At 59.3% G+C, this 19,978-nt stretch carries 17 protein-coding genes; 5 read left to right on the forward strand and 12 right to left on the reverse strand.

Going from position 1 to position 19,978, the window contains the following annotated elements; genetic code table 11:
- Nucleotides 1-879: 879 nt before the first annotated feature.
- Nucleotides 880-1,320: a VirK family protein gene (locus tag I6F16_RS12180; protein ID WP_225136088.1), complete on the reverse strand. Its 441-nt coding sequence runs from the start codon at nucleotides 1,318-1,320 to the stop codon at nucleotides 880-882.
- A gap of 694 nt (nucleotides 1,321-2,014) precedes the next feature.
- Here I6F16_RS12180 and I6F16_RS12185 point away from each other — a divergent pair.
- From I6F16_RS12185 to I6F16_RS12205, 5 genes are all read left to right on the forward strand, one after another.
- On the forward strand, nucleotides 2,015-2,992 hold the full coding sequence (locus I6F16_RS12185) for a hypothetical protein (protein WP_225136085.1): 978 nt from the start codon (nucleotides 2,015-2,017) through the stop codon (nucleotides 2,990-2,992).
- Nucleotides 2,993-4,996: 2,004 nt separating this feature from the next.
- Nucleotides 4,997-5,686 carry a response regulator transcription factor gene (locus tag I6F16_RS12190; RefSeq protein WP_225173760.1) on the forward strand — a complete coding sequence of 230 codons (690 nt, stop codon included), beginning with the start codon at nucleotides 4,997-4,999 and terminating at the stop codon, nucleotides 5,684-5,686.
- 27 nt (nucleotides 5,687-5,713) lie between these two features.
- On the forward strand, nucleotides 5,714-7,168 hold the full coding sequence (locus tag I6F16_RS12195; RefSeq protein ID WP_225173761.1) for a type II and III secretion system protein family protein: 1,455 nt from the start codon (nucleotides 5,714-5,716) through the stop codon (nucleotides 7,166-7,168).
- Between the two features lie 10 nt (nucleotides 7,169-7,178).
- On the forward strand, nucleotides 7,179-7,841 hold the full coding sequence (locus tag I6F16_RS12200; RefSeq protein WP_225173762.1) for a CpaD family pilus assembly lipoprotein: 663 nt from the start codon (nucleotides 7,179-7,181) through the stop codon (nucleotides 7,839-7,841).
- 1,007 nt (nucleotides 7,842-8,848) lie between these two features.
- Nucleotides 8,849-11,170: a hypothetical protein gene (locus I6F16_RS12205; RefSeq protein WP_225173763.1), complete on the forward strand. Its 2,322-nt coding sequence runs from the start codon at nucleotides 8,849-8,851 to the stop codon at nucleotides 11,168-11,170.
- Between the two features lie 329 nt (nucleotides 11,171-11,499).
- Here the strand turns inward: I6F16_RS12205 and I6F16_RS12210 are convergent, their stop codons facing one another.
- The 11 genes from I6F16_RS12210 to I6F16_RS12260 are packed head-to-tail and all read right to left on the reverse strand — an operon-like array spanning nucleotide 11,500 to nucleotide 19,932.
- Entirely contained in the window at nucleotides 11,500-12,537 is a 1,038-nt protein-coding gene (locus I6F16_RS12210; protein WP_036014818.1) for an EscU/YscU/HrcU family type III secretion system export apparatus switch protein, read from the reverse strand.
- A complete protein-coding gene (sctT, locus tag I6F16_RS12215; RefSeq protein ID WP_225173764.1) occupies nucleotides 12,534-13,355 on the reverse strand; it encodes a type III secretion system export apparatus subunit SctT in 822 nt (273 codons plus the stop codon). The genes I6F16_RS12210 and sctT overlap by 4 nt, the downstream gene beginning before the upstream one ends.
- Before the next feature lie 10 nt (nucleotides 13,356-13,365).
- Entirely contained in the window at nucleotides 13,366-13,641 is a 276-nt protein-coding gene (locus I6F16_RS12220; protein ID WP_036014823.1) for a flagellar biosynthetic protein FliQ, read from the reverse strand.
- A gap of 2 nt (nucleotides 13,642-13,643) precedes the next feature.
- Nucleotides 13,644-14,309, reverse strand: a complete 666-nt coding sequence (gene sctR / locus I6F16_RS12225) for a type III secretion system export apparatus subunit SctR (RefSeq protein WP_036014825.1) — start codon at nucleotides 14,307-14,309, stop codon at nucleotides 13,644-13,646.
- Nucleotides 14,302-15,423, reverse strand: coding sequence for a type III secretion system cytoplasmic ring protein SctQ (gene sctQ / locus I6F16_RS12230; RefSeq protein ID WP_225173765.1), 1,122 nt, complete (start codon nucleotides 15,421-15,423; stop codon nucleotides 14,302-14,304). The genes sctR and sctQ overlap by 8 nt, the downstream gene beginning before the upstream one ends.
- Nucleotides 15,420-15,956, reverse strand: a complete 537-nt coding sequence (locus tag I6F16_RS12235; protein ID WP_124163627.1) for a hypothetical protein — start codon at nucleotides 15,954-15,956, stop codon at nucleotides 15,420-15,422. Before I6F16_RS12235 ends, sctQ begins: the two co-directional genes overlap by 4 nt.
- On the reverse strand, nucleotides 15,932-17,287 hold the full coding sequence (gene sctN / locus I6F16_RS12240; RefSeq protein WP_036014832.1) for a type III secretion system ATPase SctN: 1,356 nt from the start codon (nucleotides 17,285-17,287) through the stop codon (nucleotides 15,932-15,934). Before sctN ends, I6F16_RS12235 begins: the two co-directional genes overlap by 25 nt.
- On the reverse strand, nucleotides 17,284-17,904 hold the full coding sequence (gene sctL / locus I6F16_RS12245; RefSeq protein WP_225173766.1) for a type III secretion system stator protein SctL: 621 nt from the start codon (nucleotides 17,902-17,904) through the stop codon (nucleotides 17,284-17,286). The genes sctN and sctL overlap by 4 nt, the downstream gene beginning before the upstream one ends.
- Nucleotides 17,901-18,533 (reverse strand): hypothetical protein, encoded by a 633-nt coding sequence (locus I6F16_RS12250; RefSeq protein ID WP_036014837.1) that lies wholly within the window; start codon nucleotides 18,531-18,533, stop codon nucleotides 17,901-17,903. The genes sctL and I6F16_RS12250 overlap by 4 nt, the downstream gene beginning before the upstream one ends.
- An 11-nt stretch (nucleotides 18,534-18,544) precedes the next feature.
- The gene (sctJ, locus tag I6F16_RS12255; protein ID WP_275970535.1) at nucleotides 18,545-19,411 is read right to left on the reverse strand and encodes a type III secretion inner membrane ring lipoprotein SctJ; all 867 of its coding nucleotides are present in this window, start codon (nucleotides 19,409-19,411) and stop codon (nucleotides 18,545-18,547) included.
- 8 nt (nucleotides 19,412-19,419) lie between these two features.
- Nucleotides 19,420-19,932: a nodulation protein NolB gene (locus tag I6F16_RS12260; protein WP_085969252.1), complete on the reverse strand. Its 513-nt coding sequence runs from the start codon at nucleotides 19,930-19,932 to the stop codon at nucleotides 19,420-19,422.
- Between the last annotated feature and the right edge of the window lie 46 nt (nucleotides 19,933-19,978).

The raw sequence follows: 19,978 nt of genomic DNA on the forward strand, positions 1-19,978 counted from the left end.
GCGTACCGCGCTTGGAAACATGAGAGTTTCAGCCCGAACCTGTATCGTCTCTAAAAGTTCGCCGCACTTATCCTCTGGTTGTAACGGCCCTTGCCGATCATTGCTCATTCTAGCTTTCCGCCTGGCCAGGTCAGGTTTTGCGAAGCTAAGATGAGTAGCAATAGAACGCGGTAGCCATGCCCGCCGACCAAAGCATGGATCGATACAACGCGATCAGCCCAACCGATGGTCGCGCTCCCCTCTTCCGTTGGGTGCAATCTGGCTGAAAGAGGTGCTTGTCGGCACCGCGGGCAACTGCTCAAGCTGCCGAAACCACGGATCGTTTGCTCAGAGAGCTTAGATCTGCGCCCGAACGCAGTTTACGAGCGGTGAGCAAACCCATAGCGGCGAGCCCAGATGATCTTAAGCGGATGGCTCAATCACCTTGTGGCTGCATTCGGCAGCACTGAGATTTCAGGTAAAAGGATCCCAAAAGAGGCGGATGAAAGATACGAGCGCATCCTCGGGGTCCAGGCTCGCGTGTCATCATCGCGAGCCCGCGGCTGCATCGACTTGGAAATAATTCTTACGATGATCGTAGACAGCGTGAGGACGTCCTTGGCGAGCTCATCTGAAGCGCTCAACTGAGAGCCTTGGCTCCACCCCACACGACGACTGCCTGAACCGCCGATCTTCCAATCCCTGAGATTTGAATGGAGATCGGCGGCCATCATGAGTTACCTGAGCATCAAGTCCGTGCAACTTGATCCTCGTCCGTCGAAACGACCGTCAGAAACACTCTGATCGTTCCTGACGATCGAAAGGCTCCGCATCCGTGCGAAGGTGCCCGCACGATTAAAGGATCAAGTCTTTGAAGGGCCCTCTGCTCTGTGCTCTTCGTTACCAGATGAACTTTGCGCCATCCGGCAGTTCGCAGATGAATTCGCCCTGGTTCACCAGTTCGGTGGTCCCGACAACAAGTTTCGAGGCTCGCACCGTCAGCTTGCCTTCGCGGCTAAGGCTGTGGCGGATGTACTCGGTCACCGCGTGTCCGGAGCTGTCAACGGTTTGATGAGCATTGGCGAAGCTGATGCCGTTCTGGACGGTCACCCTGAAGGCATTGATGACCAGACCGGCCTGCGTCGCCGACGCAGGCTTGCCACCCTCCGCGGTGGTACAGCGGCTCATGTCCAGTATCAGCTTTACATTCTTCCCCGCCTGGAGGGCACTGAGCACCTCGGTGTATTTCGGCGAGGGCTCATCGGCTCTCGCCGGCGCGCTCACGCTCGCGGCCAAAAGCAAGGACAACAGGATCATTAGTGCTCGGCCAGTAAACTTCATATGCTCTTCTCCCTCGATAAGTACCGCAGATTGCGCATTTAAAGACGTCGTGCTCGCAAGCTGTTTGTCTGATTCCAGACACAACGCGCGCTCGCGTCTGTACAAAAGCAGCCTGTCGCAACGAGGCGCAAGTCGCTGTGATAGCTATTCCGACATCACAACCTCGTAGGTCAGGTTTGCTGAAGTGGCTTAGCTTCGCGCGCGTCGACTACAACGATCTGCACAGGGTCGCCCTCCGCTTGGAAACAACAAAACGGAAGCCGGTTGCGCTTCTCCGTCGCAGTCCGCACGGGCGAGATAATGCAGTTCTCACATCTGCATAAGGAGACGATCTCCGAAAGAAATTCGACCAGCCGCAAGCGCCAGTTCGTCCGTCTTGCTGTGCAAGGGCCGTCTCCCCAGATGAAGCGTCCGCAATGAGGTGGTGGAGCGAACCCGACGCGGGGTCCGAAAAAGCTCACTCAGGGGACCCGATCTCGGCCTGATCGAACAGCAATGCCGGAAGGCACAAGGCAGCACCGTACTATGATCCCTCGCTTCGCGCGGCTTCCGTCCATCTGACCATTCGCCTCGCTGACTGAATCTATTCGACTCATTCCAAAGCTAAATCACCTCCTTCCTGGTCCGTCAGCTTCTCGAAAGCTGCACCTGCAACAATCTACGCCGACCGCCTGCACTTCGAAGGGAGAGAGAGATGAATGTTGATCCAGCAAATGCCGCAGACACTCCCTTTGAGGTTTACAACCCGCTAGAGGAGCCGCGCCGGGTCCACGGGCCACAGGACGAGCTTAACACCCAGATCGGCGCACCGGCGCCCAATTCAGACGATCAAGCAAGCTTCGAGCAGCAGCTGAATGACTTGAATCCAGACGACGTCGATTCGGTCTACCCAACCTCGGCTTCAGTCCCCATAGCGGCAAATTCCGCCGCCGCCAGCTCCTCGTCTGCGCCAGGCGCGGCGGCCTCGGAAAGCAGTCGCTATCCAGCCCCATCATTTGTCAGCGCGCGCGCCCAGCTTGCGGCAACGCTAATGGGCGCCACGCTTCAAGAGCTCAAGAACGAGATCGCCCTCGCCGAAAAGCAATCAGCGCGATGGGCGCCAGCGAGGGACAACGGTGTCGACCGGGATCGCATTTTCGACAATATAGCGGCATCGACATATCTCAAGCTGCATCGTTTCCAGAACCAGGACAGCGATTGCAAACCGCGCACGGAAGACACCACATCTGCAATATCACACGTCCGTAACACGGCGCGAGATCATTCTTCCATTGGAGATCCTCTGGAGCGATATCCCCTGGACCTGGCACGCCAGGCTGGATGGCATATGCGCGGTAAGACCGCTTCTCCATTCGTGTCGTTGGTCGAAGACCCTTCGAAACTCAGCGTCTCCCGAGACCACTGGGCGAGAGCGATCGCAAACAATGCCGACAAGCTGCATACCTACGTCGTGCCGAAGTCTGCGGTCTGGACGCCCGACGACGTACTGAGCAGTATTGGCCTTGCAATGAATGTGGAGGATAGCGACAACATCGATGCGGATGTGGATTTGATGTGTTCGCTTGGCAGAACGCCAACTAGTGAGACAGAGCGCTTGTTCCTGGGCGGCAATTTGGAAAGCTATCGAGTCGCCAGTGAAGACAATCCCTTCAAGCGGAAGACTGGAGAGTAACGATCAGTCAACTGGCGACTGCGCCATGCTCGTAGGTCCCTTAATGCTGACTAGATGACCACCGGAAGGAAGGGTCGTCCCAGCGAGCCCGCTTCAGGAACAACGATAATGGCTTGGCCACAGGCTCTGATACCTATCCCTTGACCCGCGCGAGGGACGGAGGGGCGCCCACATCCCAAAGAGGTACCCGATAGTGTGGCGGAGGACGCACTCGTGCCATTGTTTGTTCTTGCCCGGCCTCGTTCGGGTGCTGCGGCCTCCTCGCATCGACCCAGCCGCCGCCGACATCGATCGTTTCCGCAGCTCGACCTGCCATTGATGGTGCGATCAATCGCAAGAGCTCGAACGCGATCGCATCAAAGACCAACTCAATAGAGTCTCGCTCACGCGGCAAGCCGTGCCGTCGCACAATTGTCTATTCGCTACCTGGATGCGTTCCATCAAAAGAATCGATTTTGCCGATCTTGCCTAAAAGCTCCATAGTCGATCGTGATGTATGGAGGCAGCATTCAAGAATGTCGTTTCGCAATTCTTCCAGTCCCTTGCCGATCAAATCAGCTTGCGAGCTCCGGCGCCTGCATCCCATAGCTTAGCTCCTGCGCCTCGCATAGAAGCATCACGGGGCGCCACTGTCTCCCTGCTGAATTCGCACGCACAAGGTCGACCGCTCGACAGCGACGTCACACTTAAAGGGCCAGCAAAGACGACCGCCTTCACACACTGCCATCGCCTTTGGCTCAAGCTACGCTTTGATTGGACCGACGAAATGCTCACGACATTAAGGAGAGGGACGCGCGCTACGCGCAACTCGATAGTTTGGTTAGGACGTGTCGTCGTGGCTAAAGACTCCTTGCGAGTTCGAGAGCACCGCTACGGACCAGCGGTCAAAAGCACTTGAACCTCACCTAGCGTCAGATTGTAGGATTTCTGACAGTCGCGACACCGACCCCGCTCGCGTGAACTCTTCCTGACAGGTAGCAAGAATTGCGAACGTCTCAAAAGAACAATGCTCCGCTACGCCGCCCAATCATGCTGCTGAATAGCTCCTCTCCAGGGCCAGCGTCCCACACCGCCTATGTGGAGATCGAAGGACGCAGCGCCGATCCTATCCCAAGCGAATCAAGATGCGCCGTCCGAGAAGAACGCTGGCGGCCGCTATCTCGGCCTTGCGGGGCACACTCCAACTCCGAAATCGAGATCCGATCATTTTGGCGCTGTGCTCTCCGTGAGGCGAAGTGGTTCTGGTGTAGGCGCCGGGATCTATGCGCGATCGCAAAACTGTGGAGCTCGGTTCTGCAATCGCTCGCAGCTTTCGCTGGGCTGCGACATATGCGGGGACCTCGGGCGCGTCAGAACTTCAGCAGGGTTGACACCTTGCGTGCGAACAATTGCGAGCGAGAGGGTGCTCTTCCGGCCGCGAGGGGCATTGATCGTTTCGGCGTGCATCTCGGCCTGTGAAGCCAGTGGCCAGATGCCTCGCGTGATGTGTCCTTGAATACCGGAAAGACTTGCACTGTCGTGACTTCACGACACGACAGGCTCGACAGCCCAGCAAGACTGGCCGCAGACCAAGACGAATTGGGGAGTTTCCATGTCGGTTTCGCTCATCTGTTCAGCCACAAATCCGATCGTCTCCCGCGCTTGGGTTTCGCTTGCGCGGCTCGGCGCTATTCGTACTGCGGGGGCCGGGTCGGTGCGTGCAAGAACGGCCGTGATCGGCCCACGGACGCGTCAGCGGGCTGCCGCGGCTGTCACCCTCTTAAACAGAATCAGATCTGGCATGAGGGGCATGTTGAGCGGCGCCCACGCCGTAAGCAGGCCGCAGCGGTCTGTGGTCCATCCGACAACAATCGACCCGCAGATATTGATCGCCAGTCAACATGCTCCGCCCTTTCGTTTCGGGCTGTCCAAACTCACGCCAGTCCAGCCTCCTCTCAGTTCCATCGAGCCCCATGCTCAATCGTGACGCGCTCAGGTCTTCGTGGATGGACGAGAGGCAATGAAATGCGAATTCTCCTGGTTGATCACCATGCGGACTTTGCCCGCCACGTGAAGGAAGTGCTGTTAGGTTGCGGCTTCGCCGTTGACGTAACACGCTCGCTGGATGAGGCGGCGGCCGCGCTCGATTGCGCGAACTACCACATGGTCCTGCTCGAATCGACTTTGCCCGATGGAGACGGATTGGACTGGCTGAAGCAGTTGCGGCGCGAGGGACGGTCAATGCCCACCATGATGATGAGCAGTCTCAATGATCTCGGCCGGCGGATTGCGATTTTTAATGCGGGCGCGGATGATTTTCTGCCTAAGCCCGTGTCTACCGACGAACTCATTGCTCGCATGCGAGCGATTCTGCGACGGTCAACGCAAATGACGGCGCCGGTCGTGACATTCGGGAATCTGCATTTCGATCCGATCGCGCGACAAGTCTCGGTCGGTGGTCGACTCCTCAGAATTGCGCGCCGTGAAGTGTGCATTCTTGAACATCTGCTCAATCGCGCGGGGCGTACCGTGCCGCGCGCATCGCTCGAAGATAGCTTGTATACATTTGACGACGAGGTCTCGACCAATGCGCTGGAAGTCGGGATCTATCGCTTGCGCACGCATTTGAGCCAGGCGGGTGCAACGCTCAGGATCAAGACCGCGCGCGGTGTCGGTTACACCCTTGAACTCATTGGCGCAGCCTCGGCTGCCTAGCCGATCGAACTTGAAAGCGACACTCCCTTGAACATCGTTAACAATGCCGCCGGCGCTGACGAGCCGTCCATGGTGGCAGGCCGCTCGCACTGTGCCACTTTTCGCCGCCTCTGGTACACCCTGTGCGCAGTCGCTCTGTTATTTCCGTTTGCTGCCACAGCTCAGACAAAGCGAGATGGCACAGCAGAACAGCCACGCGCGGCGTCTGGCAGCACCACCGGCACGCTCAGCCTTACTTCCTCACAGGGCAAGACAGTTCATCTGACCGGACCGGCTGCGAGCATTTTTGTCGCCGACCCGGCGATTGCGGACTATCAGGCGCCCTCAAACACCACGATCTTCGTCTTTGGCAAAAAGGCGGGACGGACCAGCCTGTTCGCCCTGAACGACAAGGGAGAGGCTCTGGCTGAGCTGCGTATTGTCGTTACCCAACCGATCGAGGATCTGCGGGCCGCGCTAAGGGCTGAGGTCGGCGACTATCCGATACAGGTCAGCTATACTCCCCGGGGCGCGATTCTTAGCGGGACCGCGCCCACTGCCGATGTCGTCGAGAACGCCAGGAAGGTCACTGAGCAGTTTCTTGGGGCGGGCGCGCTGGTTGCCAACAAGATCCAGGTGGCTGGCTCGTTGCAGGTGAATCTCAGCGTACGGGTGGCAGAAGTCTCCCGCAGCGCCGTCAAGGATCTCAATATCAACTTCACCGCCTCCGGCCCAAACGGCGCTTTCCTTATTACCGGAAAAGGGGGCGGGTCCGGCGCGGCCGACGGCGGCGGCACGATCGGAATCGGGTTTAGCGCCGGCAATACCAATCTCAGCGCTGTTCTCGACGCTCTCGCGAGCGAGCACCTCGCCTCTATCCTGGCTGAGCCGAATCTGACGGCGATGTCCGGCGAAGCCGCAAGCTTTCTCGCCGGCGGGGAATTTCCGATTCCGGTCATGCAGGACAATCGACAGGTTTCCGTCCAATTCCGGCAGTTCGGCGTCAGCCTGGAATTCGTCCCAACTGTGCTTAGCAACAATCAGATCAATATACGTGTGAAGCCCGAAGTCAGTGAACTGTCGAGCCAAGGCGAAGTCAAAATCAATGGCATGGCGGTCCCTGCACTCTCGACGCGGCGCGCGAGCACCGTTGTGGAGCTTGCCAGCGGTCAGAGCTTTGCAATCGGCGGCCTCATCAGGCGCAACTTCAACACTGATATTGGCGAGTTTCCCTGGCTCGGCGATGTGCCGATCCTCGGTGCGCTGTTTCGCTCTTCATCGTTTCAAAAACGTGAAACCGAGCTGGTCATTATTGTCACGCCGTACATCGTGCGGCCGGCATCGAACCCGAACAAGATGAGTGCGCCGAGCGATCGCATCTCACCGCCCTCAGACGCGGGGCGCATTTTGACGAACACGGTGGCCCGGCCTCCGCGAGACCGCGATGCTCCTCGCACCAGCGCACCAGGATTGACCGGCAGTGCCGGCTTTATCATCGAATGAGGATCGTCATATGACCTTGCGACATTTGTGTCACTTGATCGCTATAGGAGCAACATTGGGTGGCTGTGCAAATAGTGCCTCGATCGATCTCGGGCCGGCTGAACAAGCAATACAGGTCGAGCAGAAGAAACGTATCTTGTTCCTGCGGAGCCTGCGTGGCTCCGAAAAGCGTCAACTGCGGAGCTTTATCGCGAACGCCAGTGGCGGCCGGCGGGATGCGCTCCATGTGGATGTCACCGGCTCACCCAGGCTCCTTGCCCAAGTGGCGCACGAGGCCCGCGCCATGGGCGTTTCACCTTATAACATCCGCCTGTCCGCTTCCCCCGTCGATTTACCGCCCCATTTCGGCGTGAGGATCGAGGCGATCACCTTTGATGCCCATCCTCCGATCTGTCCGTCGCTTTTGATCGTCGGACCAGCCGTGAACGACAATTCGTTCGAACCCACGCTTGGTTGCTCGACCAAAAACAATCTGGCAGTTATGGTAAACGATCCGCTCGACTTGCTGGATAATCGGTCTGTCATCACAAGTAATGGCGATCGCGCCGCCATTCCTCTGGCCAACTACGGTACCTTCGCCCCGCGTAACAAGAGCAACAGAGAAGATGGAGCAGGTACGGCAGCCCCGAACGCGGCGGGAACGACAGAACCGAATGTGCAGCCGCTCCGATAGCGATTTTTGGCGAATGTCCGGAAATCACAATCGCTGCTGCCATGTGGCTAGCAAGGAGAGGCGGCTCGATCGTGACACACAAACCCGCGCTATGTTTCGGGAGCGGTGACGATCAAGCGCAACGTGCTGCACAGCTCTCAGCGAGAACGGATGGCGGATCTTGTTCACCCGCACCAATGGATTTCGTCCAGAAATTCCACGTGGCGTGCGCGTGCTCAACAAGGCCGCCATCACCACCCTGAGCGCTTCGACAGTGAAACCGTGACCGGACGTGCCTAAGCGAGATCGAGGGCGGAAGACCGAGCCTACGATCTATGGGGCGTCTCCAAGAGGGTGACTTAGGCGTGGCGACCACGTCGGTCGTTTGGCTCCGCGCCGTTATGGCTATGGAGCACCCATTTGTGGCTCCAGTTCAGTAACGCGCTCGGCAGCAGGTCTGCATCATCGTCGTCCTATCCGATCAATGCAATGCCCTCTTGCGCGAGTACCACAGTTGCCCCGCGCTGGACGCTATGTAGGAGGCACATCGGATTAAGCGAACAATAACATGGTTTGTCCTGGGTGCCTGAATGCACGCGGCTTCAGGCGCGGGTTCCTGGGAATGCTGGTCAGGAACGCGCAAGAGTGCGCTCAATTCTGGTGCCGCCCATACCGATATCTCGTTGGTTCAAGGAGCGAGCGCCCCGTCGCCGCCTCACGCCCGACCTCCGAGTAATCGAAAGCCCCCGGATCGCCCGGTCCTCACGATCATAGCGCCGTGAAGGGACGGAGATCTGAAGATCAAGATGATCGCGAACGCTGTGGCGCATCACACCACCATTTCAGCTCAACACTTCAGTTGAAGACGCTGTTTTTCATCCGGCGCTTTCTTTTGCCTGCTCGAGCGATGCTACAGCGCACGCCGGCCATCATTCACATGTCATTCTACCTTTCCGCCGGCCACGTCAGATTTTGGAAAGCTAACGTGAGTAGCGAAATAACGAAAAAGCGATGCCAGCGGACTGACCATGGACCGATTCAACACGATCAACCCAGCCGATAGAGAGTCCACTGCGTCAGATGGCAGCGTGGAACAGCCGCAACAGCCGCATGTTGCGTTTGAGCAGCACCTGGCAGGCGCGCGAGAGGCGGGCCCCGTATATCCTCACGCGGCATTGTATGATGTCACTGACGAAGACGATCGCCTCATCCAGGCGGCATCGGCCGCTGCTCTCGATCGAGGGCCACCGCCGAGTAAAACCACCGTCGAAATTTATGATCGTCGGCTTCGCAAATTGGCCGACGCACTGAAGAAGTCTGGCAAATCAATCTCTGGGCTGGATGACGATACGTTGGCCGGTTACGCTAAGAAGCTGCTGCCGGGCGATAAGGTCATCGCCCCAGCATTGTCAATGGTCAGTCAGTACCGCGATCCTGACGCCGACGCTGGCCCCATCTCAACACATTATCGTCCTTCCAGGGAAGATGAGAGGCTCATCAGGAAGGCCGCCAACGCGGGTTTTGGTCGACGGATCGGCAAGAGAACGGCCGAGAGCTATGCGAGCCATCTGCGGAAGTTGGCGGTAGCGCTCCGACCCTTGTCCATGGCCGAGCTCAGTGATGATAGACTGCTTGGCCACGCAGATAAGTTGTTTCCAAAGGACAAGACGCTCGTCGCCGCCTTGAACGGCCTTCGGGATTATCGCGCGACTACCCTGCAGAACAATTTAGGCGGGGAAGGAGGCAGCTCGCGTCAGGTCATTCAGCCGTCCGCGCCCTCGCCCATGCCCCCGGCCGATGGGCACGCGATGGGGAGCGTCGCGGATGGGGGCGGCTCATTGCCGCCCGGGTTCGATGTTCCGCAGGTCAGGCATGCATTGGGTTTAGCGGCCCATTCTCCTATACAAAGTGTCGCCCAGGACGAGCTTTTCGATGCAGCGGATCGCGAGAACCTCGTGCCAGCGTCGACCTTCGATGCACCGGTGCCTTGGCCAACGATGAGTCCAACCATCCCCTCCCCGGTGCAAGGTATCGCTCAGGAAGAGCTCTTCGATGCCGCGGATCGCGAGAACCTCTTGCCCACCCCGACCTTCGATGCACCGGCGCCTTGGCCAATGATGAATCTAACAATCCCCTCGCCCGTGCAAAGTGTCTCTCAGGAAGAGCTTTTCGATGCCGCGGATCGCGAGAACCTCTTGTTGGTCCCACCCTTCAAGGCGGTGCCTTGGCCAACGATGAGTCTAACCATCCCCTCGCCGGTTCAAAGTGTCGCTCAGGAAGAGCTTTTCGATGCCGCGGATCGCGAGAACCTCTTGCCGGCCCCGGCCTTCGATGCACCGGGGCCTTGGCCAACGATGACTCCAACCATCCCCTCGCCGGTGCAAGGTATCGCTCAGGAAGCACTTTTCGATGCCGCGACTTGGCAGCCGAGCTCGCGGCAGCCGAATTCCGCCTCTGAAGATCACCCTAGACGGATGATGGACCAAGGCGCTGCGGCCCAGACCACGCTTGAGCAGACGTTCGCGGCAGCCGGCGACGCCTTTGATGCGTCTTTGAGCGTTCCCGAGGATTTCTCGCACGGCACCCAGGCCGCGCCCAATATGATGCACACGCTTCGCCGCTGGGGCCTCCTGCCGGATGCAGCACAGCGGATAAAGACCTACGACATTCTCGGTGAACGCTATATCGCCGTCTTGGGACCGGGAGGGCTCAATGATGTTCGGCTCGTCCATCTGCGGTCGCCCGCTGTCGGCGATACGTTTGATGTTTCCTTCGCCGTTCCCGAGAATTTTTCCCATCGCACCCAGCTGGCCCCCGACATGATGCTGTCCACCTTGGGGGATTGGGACTTCTTGCCTGTTGCGAAACATCCAATCATGAACTACGAAATCGGCGGCGAACGCTACACCGCTATCTTGGGACCGGAAGGCCCCAAGGATGTTCAGCTCATTCATCACCCTCGGCCCGCTTCGCCGGGTGAAGCTACGCCTTCGGCACCGAGGACTTCCTCGGATATTTACGGCGGTCTTCCCGCCGGCTTTGATTCGCCGGCACCTTTCGAATGGCGTGAGGACCCTCCCTCGGCACTGGCACAAAGCCTTTCCCTGCCGTCTGCCGCACCGGCTTCAGGCCATCAACCCTTCCCCCAAGTGCCTGAACTGGGAGAGTTGTTGGGCGACGACTGGACGCACGGCCCCCAAGAGGCTTCGCCTGCCGTGATCGACATATTGCAGATCCTTGGCCTTCTGCCGAGCCGCGACGTCCCAATGACCATGTTTTTGATCCACGGTCAGCGCTACACGGCCGAAAGCCTAGCGGGAGGCGGCGTTCTTCTGTTCCATCGGCCATGATTTGGCTGAACGAGCGGCTCGTCGGCACCACAGGCCCGCTGAGAGCGTGCTCCAGATGGGAGCCGTCCTAGTTGATGATCAGCAGTACCGAGTCATCCGAGTGGCAGCCCCTCTAGCTGCCGTACAAGTCGACGTCCTCGAGGGTGCAGGCGCGGAAAGCAACTCGAAATCGGCGAACAAGTTGTTGCGCTTGGCGCCGCAGCTGATCCAGTGATCCGGTCGGCGAGCCGTGGCCCAGAGGCTATCTGGGCGAGCCTGTCGGCCCGTCGCGCAAGATCCCAGCGTCCGTTGGGCGCACTCTGCAGATCGCAGCGTCAGGACAGGATGATCTAGACTAGCCCCGCCGCATAGAGTGCTTTTGCGACCGACTCGAAATATTGCGAGGGAACCGGGTTGCCGAGCTTTGCTTGGCCGAGCAGCTGACGCGTCAGGACATCGTCATCCACAATGTTGAGGCGCAGCGCGCGCGCCTCACCAAGCAGCTGTGAAGCAGCTTCGCCCTCGCCACGGCAGACCAAGACCGGCACGCCGGTCTCGCCGCGAACATAGCGCAGCCCAATCAACGTTGCCGATCCCCGCAATATCAACGTGGCCCGACTGATGCCGAGCGGAGCCTCGTTGGCCGACTCTTGCCGCAGACGCCGGTGCTCACGCTTCACCTGCGGATTGCCCTGCTGTTCCTTGTTCTCCCGCTTGGCCTCGGTTTCAGTCATGCGCATGTCCTGCATAAATAGCCAGCGCTGGATTAGGAGGTCAGCCAATCCGCCGACCAGAAAAGCTCCAGCGGCAATCCCAGTCAGCAATTTAACCTCGGTGAAAACGAAGCCAAAACAGCTCATCCCGCAGACTGGCAGGTACACCAGCGCTTTCCAGCTGGCGGTCACCGTGAGAAAGAAAGTCGCACTAAGCAAAACCACTTTAGCCAGTGTCTTGCCAAGCTCGATGGCCGAACGTTTCGAGGCGATGCGTTTCAAGCCTTTGATTGGATCCAGTTTCTCGAGCTTCGGCTTGAGCGGCTCCGAAGCAAACATAAAGCCGCCATTGGCCAGGACATTGGCGAGAAGAGCTGCTGTGACGGCAGCAGCGAGCAACGGAGCGACGGTCGCAATCGAAAGTTCTAGCAAGCCGCTGAGCGCTTGTGGCACTGCGTTTGTGAACGGCTGCTCCTGCAGTTTATCGACCAGTTGGACCGTCTCTTGCCACTTGTCCTTGATCGCACCCGCTCGCCACCACAGGCAGCCGAAACCGGCACAGGCGCTGACGCCGCTCACCAGATCCGAGCTGCGCGCGCTCTGCCCCTTCTTGCGGGCATCACGCAGCTTCTTGGGCGTCGGAGGAAGCTTTTTCTCCTCACTTGTAGAGCTCATTTCAACAGCTTCTTCAGATACTCAAGCATGTTGTTCGAGGTCAGGATTTCAGCTCCGGCGTATTCAAGCAGATAGACGGCGTAGCTAACCATGATGACCCCGAATGCAAGATTCTTGATCATTGGGGAGAGATCGTTCAGCTTGAGCTGAGATGCAAAACGGCCGAGTATCATGACTGAGACATCGACCAGCAGCAGCAGGGCCAGCACCGGCCCGGCAACTAACAAGGTCGTCATCACGATGCGATCGAGAAGGGCCAGACATTCCATTGCACCCTGCGCTGTCACGGCAGGCAGAAACTGATAGACAGGCCACACTAGGTAGCTGCCATAAAGGCCGCTCACCATGGTCTGCAGCCCGCCGACGAGTACGAAGATCGTAACTGCCGTAACGCCGAGAAAAAGCCCGGTCCCGGACGCTTGGCTGTGCGTCGCGGGATCCTCCCCCGCAACTTGGCTCGAAATTCCTCGTTGGGTATCGATGATGTCGCCGACTGCCTGTATGCTCCATAGTGGAATACTGAGCAGGATGCCGAGCATAAGACCGACGAACACCTCCTTCAGGCCAAGCATGGTAACGCTGACTAGGCGCGTGTTCGGGTCCAGGGTCTGCAGACCTAGCTTAATCTGAGCGAGGCACGGTAAGCCGATCGCAATCGTAAGGCTTCCCCGAACCAGACCGCTGATGCGCGGCCGGGTGAAGACCGGAAGCACCAGCATGATGCCGAGGGCGCGGGCCGCACTCAGGCCGGTTGCGGCGACGAGCTCGATCGTGCCCTGAACGAGAGCTTGCGCCTCCGCGGGTGACAGGCCAGCCATCCAAGCTCTGCTAATATCTTGCGGTGAGTGCTGGAAACTCGCTGAAGATGTGCTCGGCCTGGTCGATCAGTGGAGCACTGAGCACGGGAGAAAACCCGGCGAGCACGGCGACGACAACCAGAAGCTTGACTGTCAGTGGCAAGGTTTGATCCTGGAGCTGAGTTGCCGCCTGGATTAGGCCAATGATCAGTCCAGAGATGAGAGCTGCGAGCAGCGGCGGCAGAACCCAGATCATGAAGAGCACGAGCGATTGACTCAGGTGCGTAAGGATACTGGCTTCGTTCATGGTCAACCTCCTGGGGTCGTGTAGCTTAATACCAGCCCGTGCATGAGACGTGACCAGCCGTCGATCGTGACGAACAAAAAGAGCTTGAAGGGGACAGATATCACCGTGGGGGATACCATCGACATACCCATGGCCATCAAAATCGTTGTTACAATGAGATCGATCGTGATGAAGGGAAGATAGAGAAGAAAACCGATTTCGAATCCACGCTTGAGTTCGGAGATTAAAAACGACGGCACGAGAATCGCAAAATCATCTGCCGTGACGCTGCCGCGCATGTCCTCAGACCAGACGTGTTCCGTTGAGGACAGGAAGAAGCGGCGTTGCTCTTCATTGGTGAATTTCTTCAGATGAGCTCGGAGCGGCTCCTGTCCCTCCTTGGCGGCAGTCACCCAGTCATCGAAACTTTGGTAGCGAAGTTGCGGATCGGTAAGGCGGTTATAGGTCTGCTCGAAGACCGGAGCGCTGATGAAGACGGTCAGGATCAGTGCCGCTCCGTAGAGGACGATGTTCGGCGGTATCGATTGAGTCCCCAGCGCATTGCGCACGAGGAAGAGAACAACCGAGACCTTGATAAAGGCGGTCGTTGTCACGACAGCAAAGGCCAGCAGGCCAAGGCCGACGGTAATCGCAAGAAGCGCAAGGATGCTGGGTTGAACCTCAGTCATTAAGCGCCAACCTGCCGCGCAGCCTGACGGCCAGCTCGTCCCCGATCCGCACGATGTCGCCCCGGCCGATACGTTGGCCGTTGGCAAGGATATCAACGGGCCCATCCAGAGGCCGGCCAAGTTCGAACACGTGGCCTTCGTTGAGGGTTCGCAAGGTCCCCAAGGGCATCGGCCAGCGGCCACATTCGAATATGAGTGTGATCTCGATGCTGTCGATATCCGCCTCTGACGGAGGCTGCTGTTGCACCTGGTTTTGGGGCATCATATCTTCACTTGTTAGGGGGTGGGATCGCAAGCGGAATGATCCTCGCAGCACCAGCCTGTCGCCGCCAATCTCTGCAGGGGCCCACAATCGGTCTGCAGCGAGAATGATCTGTCCTCGCGCGAGTGGAATTACGTCCGGGAGCAGCGCGTCGCCTTGCTCTGCTCGGCGAAGAACGCCCATCGCGACGCGAAGCGAACCGACTTGGCCTGCAACGATGACCGGGAGTTCGGAAGGCAGCTTGGCCGTCTGTCGCGGTAATCGGCCGAGCAGCTCGCCGAGGGCGGTGAAGGCCGGCGGAACGGGACCGTCAAGCGGTGAGAATAGAAGCAGCCGCGCCTTGCTGGCGAGCTCACCAAAGGCGACGTCAAATTCAAGATAAGGCCTCGTATTCGGCGCTTCCTCGGTGCGAACAAGCTGCAGATTGCGCTGCGTCATTCTTTCCAGCGGAGCAAGCAAGGGTTCCAGCGCAAGTTCCAGGACCAGCGAACGCGTCGGCTCAGAAGGTAAGGTAAGGCCATCCTGCACGGTCCCAATCAGCGCTTCCGCAAGCGCAACTGGCAAGGACAGGATCAGGGTTTCACCATTTACTTCGAAGACGCAATCAAGCATCGACGTCGCAGCCGGCTCCGCCTGCCAGACGGTTCGGCTCACGCGCACAGATAGCGGCTTCTCGCCGAGGAGGGTTTGCAGAGGCGCACGCAACGCTGCGATCTCGTTAAGCCACGCGGTCACGGCGTGCGAGAGGATCAGCGTCGGCGTGAAGGCTGCGCGTTCAGCCGGCCGATATGGCGCGGATGCGGCTTCCGCGTCGCAGGCCCCTAGCTCGCGCGGGAGAGGATCTGCAATCATGTTGGCTCACCTCCCGTCTGCCCTGATCGGCCTCGCCGGTAGCGGAGCAAGACTTCATCATCGGCTTCGATTTCGGCGGCAGCCTCGAAATGTGCATTCGTGATGCGCCGAACGTCGTGATCGATCTCACGCCATTTCTGGCTCGCCGCTGAACGCTTGGTCCAAACGGCTCGGGCCTCAAGAGCCGCAGCCTCAGCTTGCTCTTGGGCAGCACGGGCCTTGTCAAGAACGCACTGCGCCGCTGTGATCTCGTCTGTGAGTCGCCCGATGATGAGATGATAGCGTCGCTGCAGTTCGCATACAGATATCGCATCGGCCGCTAGCATCTCCCGATAGAGCTCCGCCTCGACCTTTGCGCGGCGCTCTTCGGCATGTGCAAGATGCTCGCACGCTTGTTGGACAGCTTGAATCGCGAGGTGGCGCTTGGCTTCCATGTTGGACAATTCACGAAGGGCGCTTCGTTCCCGCATGTCCTTTACCAGCCGCAGCTTTGAGGCGTGAACGGGACTTAGGCCGTCAGACGCGATATCCATGCGACCGTCTCCTCAAAGCTGCACGCCTCACCCTGCCCCTGGCGCAAAAAGGCCCGCAGCTGCTCGATCGAGGCGATTGCTCGATCGGTCAACGGATCAGAACCTTGCTTGTATTCACCGACCTTGATCAAGAACTCGGCCTCAGCGTAGCGTGAGAGCAGATCACGGAAGAAGGATGCCGCCTTGCGATGCGGCACCGACACGATCGCATCCATGACACGGCTGCGGCTAGACAGCACATCGATAGCCGGAAAATGCTCTCGAGAGGCCAGCGCGCGGGACAGAATAATGTGGCCATCAAGGATGCCGCGTGATTCTTCCGCTATTGGATCGCCCGTGCCATCACCCTCAACAAGCACCGTATAGAAGGCCGTAATGGAGCCATGCTCGCCCATGCCGGCGCGCTCCAACAAGCCCGGCAACAGCGCAAAAACGGAGGGCGGAAATCCGCGCCGGGTCGGCGGCTCTCCTGCGGCGAGGCCGATTTCACGCATGGCGCGGCTAAAGCGCGTCAAAGAATCCATCATCAAAACGACGCGAAGGCCCTGATCACGAAAATATTCCGCCAGTGCTGTCGCCATGTGGGCGCATTGGGCCCGCTCCATCGCCGAACGGTCGGAGGTCTCCACCACAACGACGGAACGGTGAAGGGCTTCGCCAAGATGACGTTCGATGAATTCACGCACCTCTCGACCGCGCTCACCGATCAGCGCAACGATGGTGACGTCGGCCGCCGCGCCTCTTACGATTTGCGACATCAGCGTCGACTTGCCGCAACCCGCATCACCATAGATTCCGATCCGCTGACCTTCTCCACATGTCAGAAGGCCATCCAGGACACGAACGCCTAGCGGGAACGGCTGTTCAATTCCGCGCCGTTTCATCGGATTGGGCGCCCTGCCGCGCAGCGGTCTGGCTTCGCCGGCTTTTATCGGGCCCTTGCCGTCGAGCGGTCGGCCAAAACTGTCGATGACGCGGCCGAGCAAACCGGGGCCGACAGCCACTTCCTGCATTCGCCCGGTCGTCACCACCTCCGCACGATTGGACAGCCCCACCATGTCCCCGATGGGCGTGAGTAACACCCCGTCCGGCAACAGGCCGATCACCTCCGCCTCGAGCGACCATCCGCTACGAGGATCCTGCAATAGGCATAGCTCTCCGACCCGGGCCTCCGGCAAGACGGCGTGCAGCAGCGTGCCCACCGCCCGCGTGATCCGGCCGCGGACGGCGCGTGTATCGATGTGCCTGGCGGAAGATCTCAAGGACGAGAGTGCGGCCTCTACACTTCCTTCTGCGGCCTCGGCATCATGGGTCGCTCGTTGCCCGGTCACGATTCAGCTTCCTCTGACAAGCCAAACCCGAGACGCAGCGCGCGCAGCTGCGCGGCAAGTCCAAGATCGACATTGCCAAACTCGCTCCACAAGACACATTGGTCCGCACTCAGGGCCGGATCCGCCTCAATCCTGACCTTCGGCCGGCCCTCAAGTCCGTCATAGTCCTTGAACTCACTGGCTAGCAGGTCGGCCTTCAGTGGGGAGACGTGGAGGCAAACCTCCGTGTTCTTATATCTTTGCTCGATGGCATGACGAACGCCGTGGACCAGCAGCTCACCCGGGTCAAACGCGCCAAGCAGATCGCGAACGATCTCGAAGACCAGTTGCGGCAATTCCCGCTCCAGAGCTGCCTTGCGCTGGGCCAGTTCACAAGTCGCCTGCGCAATCAGCCGCGCCATTTCCTCTGCGCCAGCCTTTGCACCCTCGGCGCGGCCCCGCAACCGTTCCCGCTCATAAGCCTGGCGTGCCCACCCGCGCACCCGCTGCAGATGCCGCTCGGCAGCGGCTCGCGCCCGTACGGCATCGTGCCAGATCTCAAGCTGCGCAGCTGGGATCAGCGGTCCAAGTGGCCGAATCTGCGGGGCCGCGGGTGATGCGGGATCATCGGCCATCATGCTCCGGCAGCCTCTGCACGCAAATGCGCCACGACGAGGGAAAGCAGCGGGCCTGCTGCGCTACGGTGTTCAGCAGTCGGACTCTCGGCGGCCGTCCCAACAGGCAAGCGTAGAAGCACGCGGATACGACCAACCGATGAAGTCTCTTCGAGCCAGGCGCCGAGACAAGCGTGCCCGTCATATTCGATCTGTCGCGACAATTGCTCTGGATCGACGATCGGGGTCGTTGCGACGGCACTGGATAAATGCCGGACTGCGAAAGCATGCGATTCTGCACCGATCAACTCCACCAATATCGGCAGATCGTGCCTGGAAACCAGCTTGAGGATAGAGCGTGCATGCCAGATGCTGCCCGCGAGCAGCGCAGCCCGCCGCGGCTCATGCCCCAGGAGAGCATCTTCGTTCCAGTCGGCGCAGCTCACCTCGACCTTGCCGCCCAGCAGCAGTTCGGCGAGCCTTGGCTGCAGCCTGGAACTCTGCTGTAGCCGAGCCAACGTGGAAGGCGAAAGCAGCGGGTCAAGAAGCCCAGCAAAACGACCGGGATCGACCGAGGCAGCAAGCTCGCGCAGCCGATCGGCTGGGAGCGTGAACGAACGATTGGGTTTTGTGGATGACATTGATGCCGACATGAGCGTCCAGACTATGTCGCATCAGCAATCAACTTTTTGTCCGACTCCTGCTCAGCAGACACACGCGAGCCCCTACCAAACACGCTCAGGTTGCGCGATGATCGTCCAAACTGACGCATGCGCGGGCCCAGCAATACGCAAGATACGATGCCGAATAGCGCTCCGGCGCCTCCCACAGCAAGCGCAAGTAACGGGGCTGAGCCCGCTCTTGCTGACTGAGCCGCAGGAACTACCGGCGCGGCAGACTGCTCGATTGGAGCGCGCTCGACCGGCACGAAGACGACCGCGACCTTGTCATAGGACAGGCCTTCAATGCTGTTTGCGACGAGCATCTTGATCTGCGGCAACAGTGCCGAGAGCTTCGCGCTGGAGCCATGGCGAATGAAGACCGAGGCGGAGGACGGGGTCGCATCTTGTCGCAACAAGTCGTTCTTCGGCAGAACGACGTGGACGCGTGCTGAAAGGACGCCATCTATATCGCTGATCGTGCGCGACAATTCTTCGCTTAGAGCATAAACGTAACGTGCCCGCTCCTCGATCGGCGAGGCAACGAGGCCCGATCCCTTGAACACCTCGCCGAGATTCTTGAAGGATTGGCGCGGCAACCCCTCGACATTTAGCAGGTCAATCGAATAAGCGAGCTGCTTTTCCTCGACCTGGATTGTACTGGTCCCGTCCTTGGCGACAACACGGACAGCATCAACGCCCTTGCTAAGGAGAAGCGCGAGCATCTCATTAGCCTCGCGCTCCTGAATTTTGGTGTAGAGATCAGCCTTACAGCCGATCAGCGAGAGGAGAAGGGGCATCGCGAGACACATGCGAAGCCGCCGCCACGATTGACGGCCGCCACAGCTAGCCCTCTTCATATCGCCAGTCATCAGCTTACTCAGCCGGCCGATAGCAGCTTGTTTAGCGACGAGCTGACAGCGCTGGTGCCCTTAGAGACGAGGGAAACCTGAATAACGTCCCTGTATACGTCTCGCAGATTCGTCATCATCGACTCAAAATCGGCTCCAACCGGTTTAACATCCACATGTGCACCGACGTTATCCGTCTGCAAAAGCGGCTGCGTAGCCGGTCCAGGCTGCACATTAGTCACGGCAGCCGACGCAACCGCCGGAGGAACGGCGCGGCCCTGGTACATACTGGAAAGGGTTTGGAGGATTCGGTCACCCGGCGGACTTGCCAGCACATTCGTGCGCTGGACCTCCAATATCGGCGAAGCCGCTACGGGCCGATCCGCAGGCGGGAGAGCAGATCCCTGATTTGCAGATACTTGCGCTAGGGACTGCTCAAAGCCCGCCTGCTCGCCAGCAGCTGCGGGCGAGCAGGCACTGGAAAGACAGTCGGCAGAACTGGGAGAGATCGGCGCTGCGCCTAACAACATGGAATGAGTCATTGTGCTCGTGTGGTGAGACCTAGGCGTTAACCGATGAACCGATCAA

The sequence above is a fragment of the Bradyrhizobium sp. IC4060 genome (assembly GCF_020193715.1).
Lineage (GTDB): Bacteria > Pseudomonadota > Alphaproteobacteria > Rhizobiales > Xanthobacteraceae > Bradyrhizobium > Bradyrhizobium yuanmingense.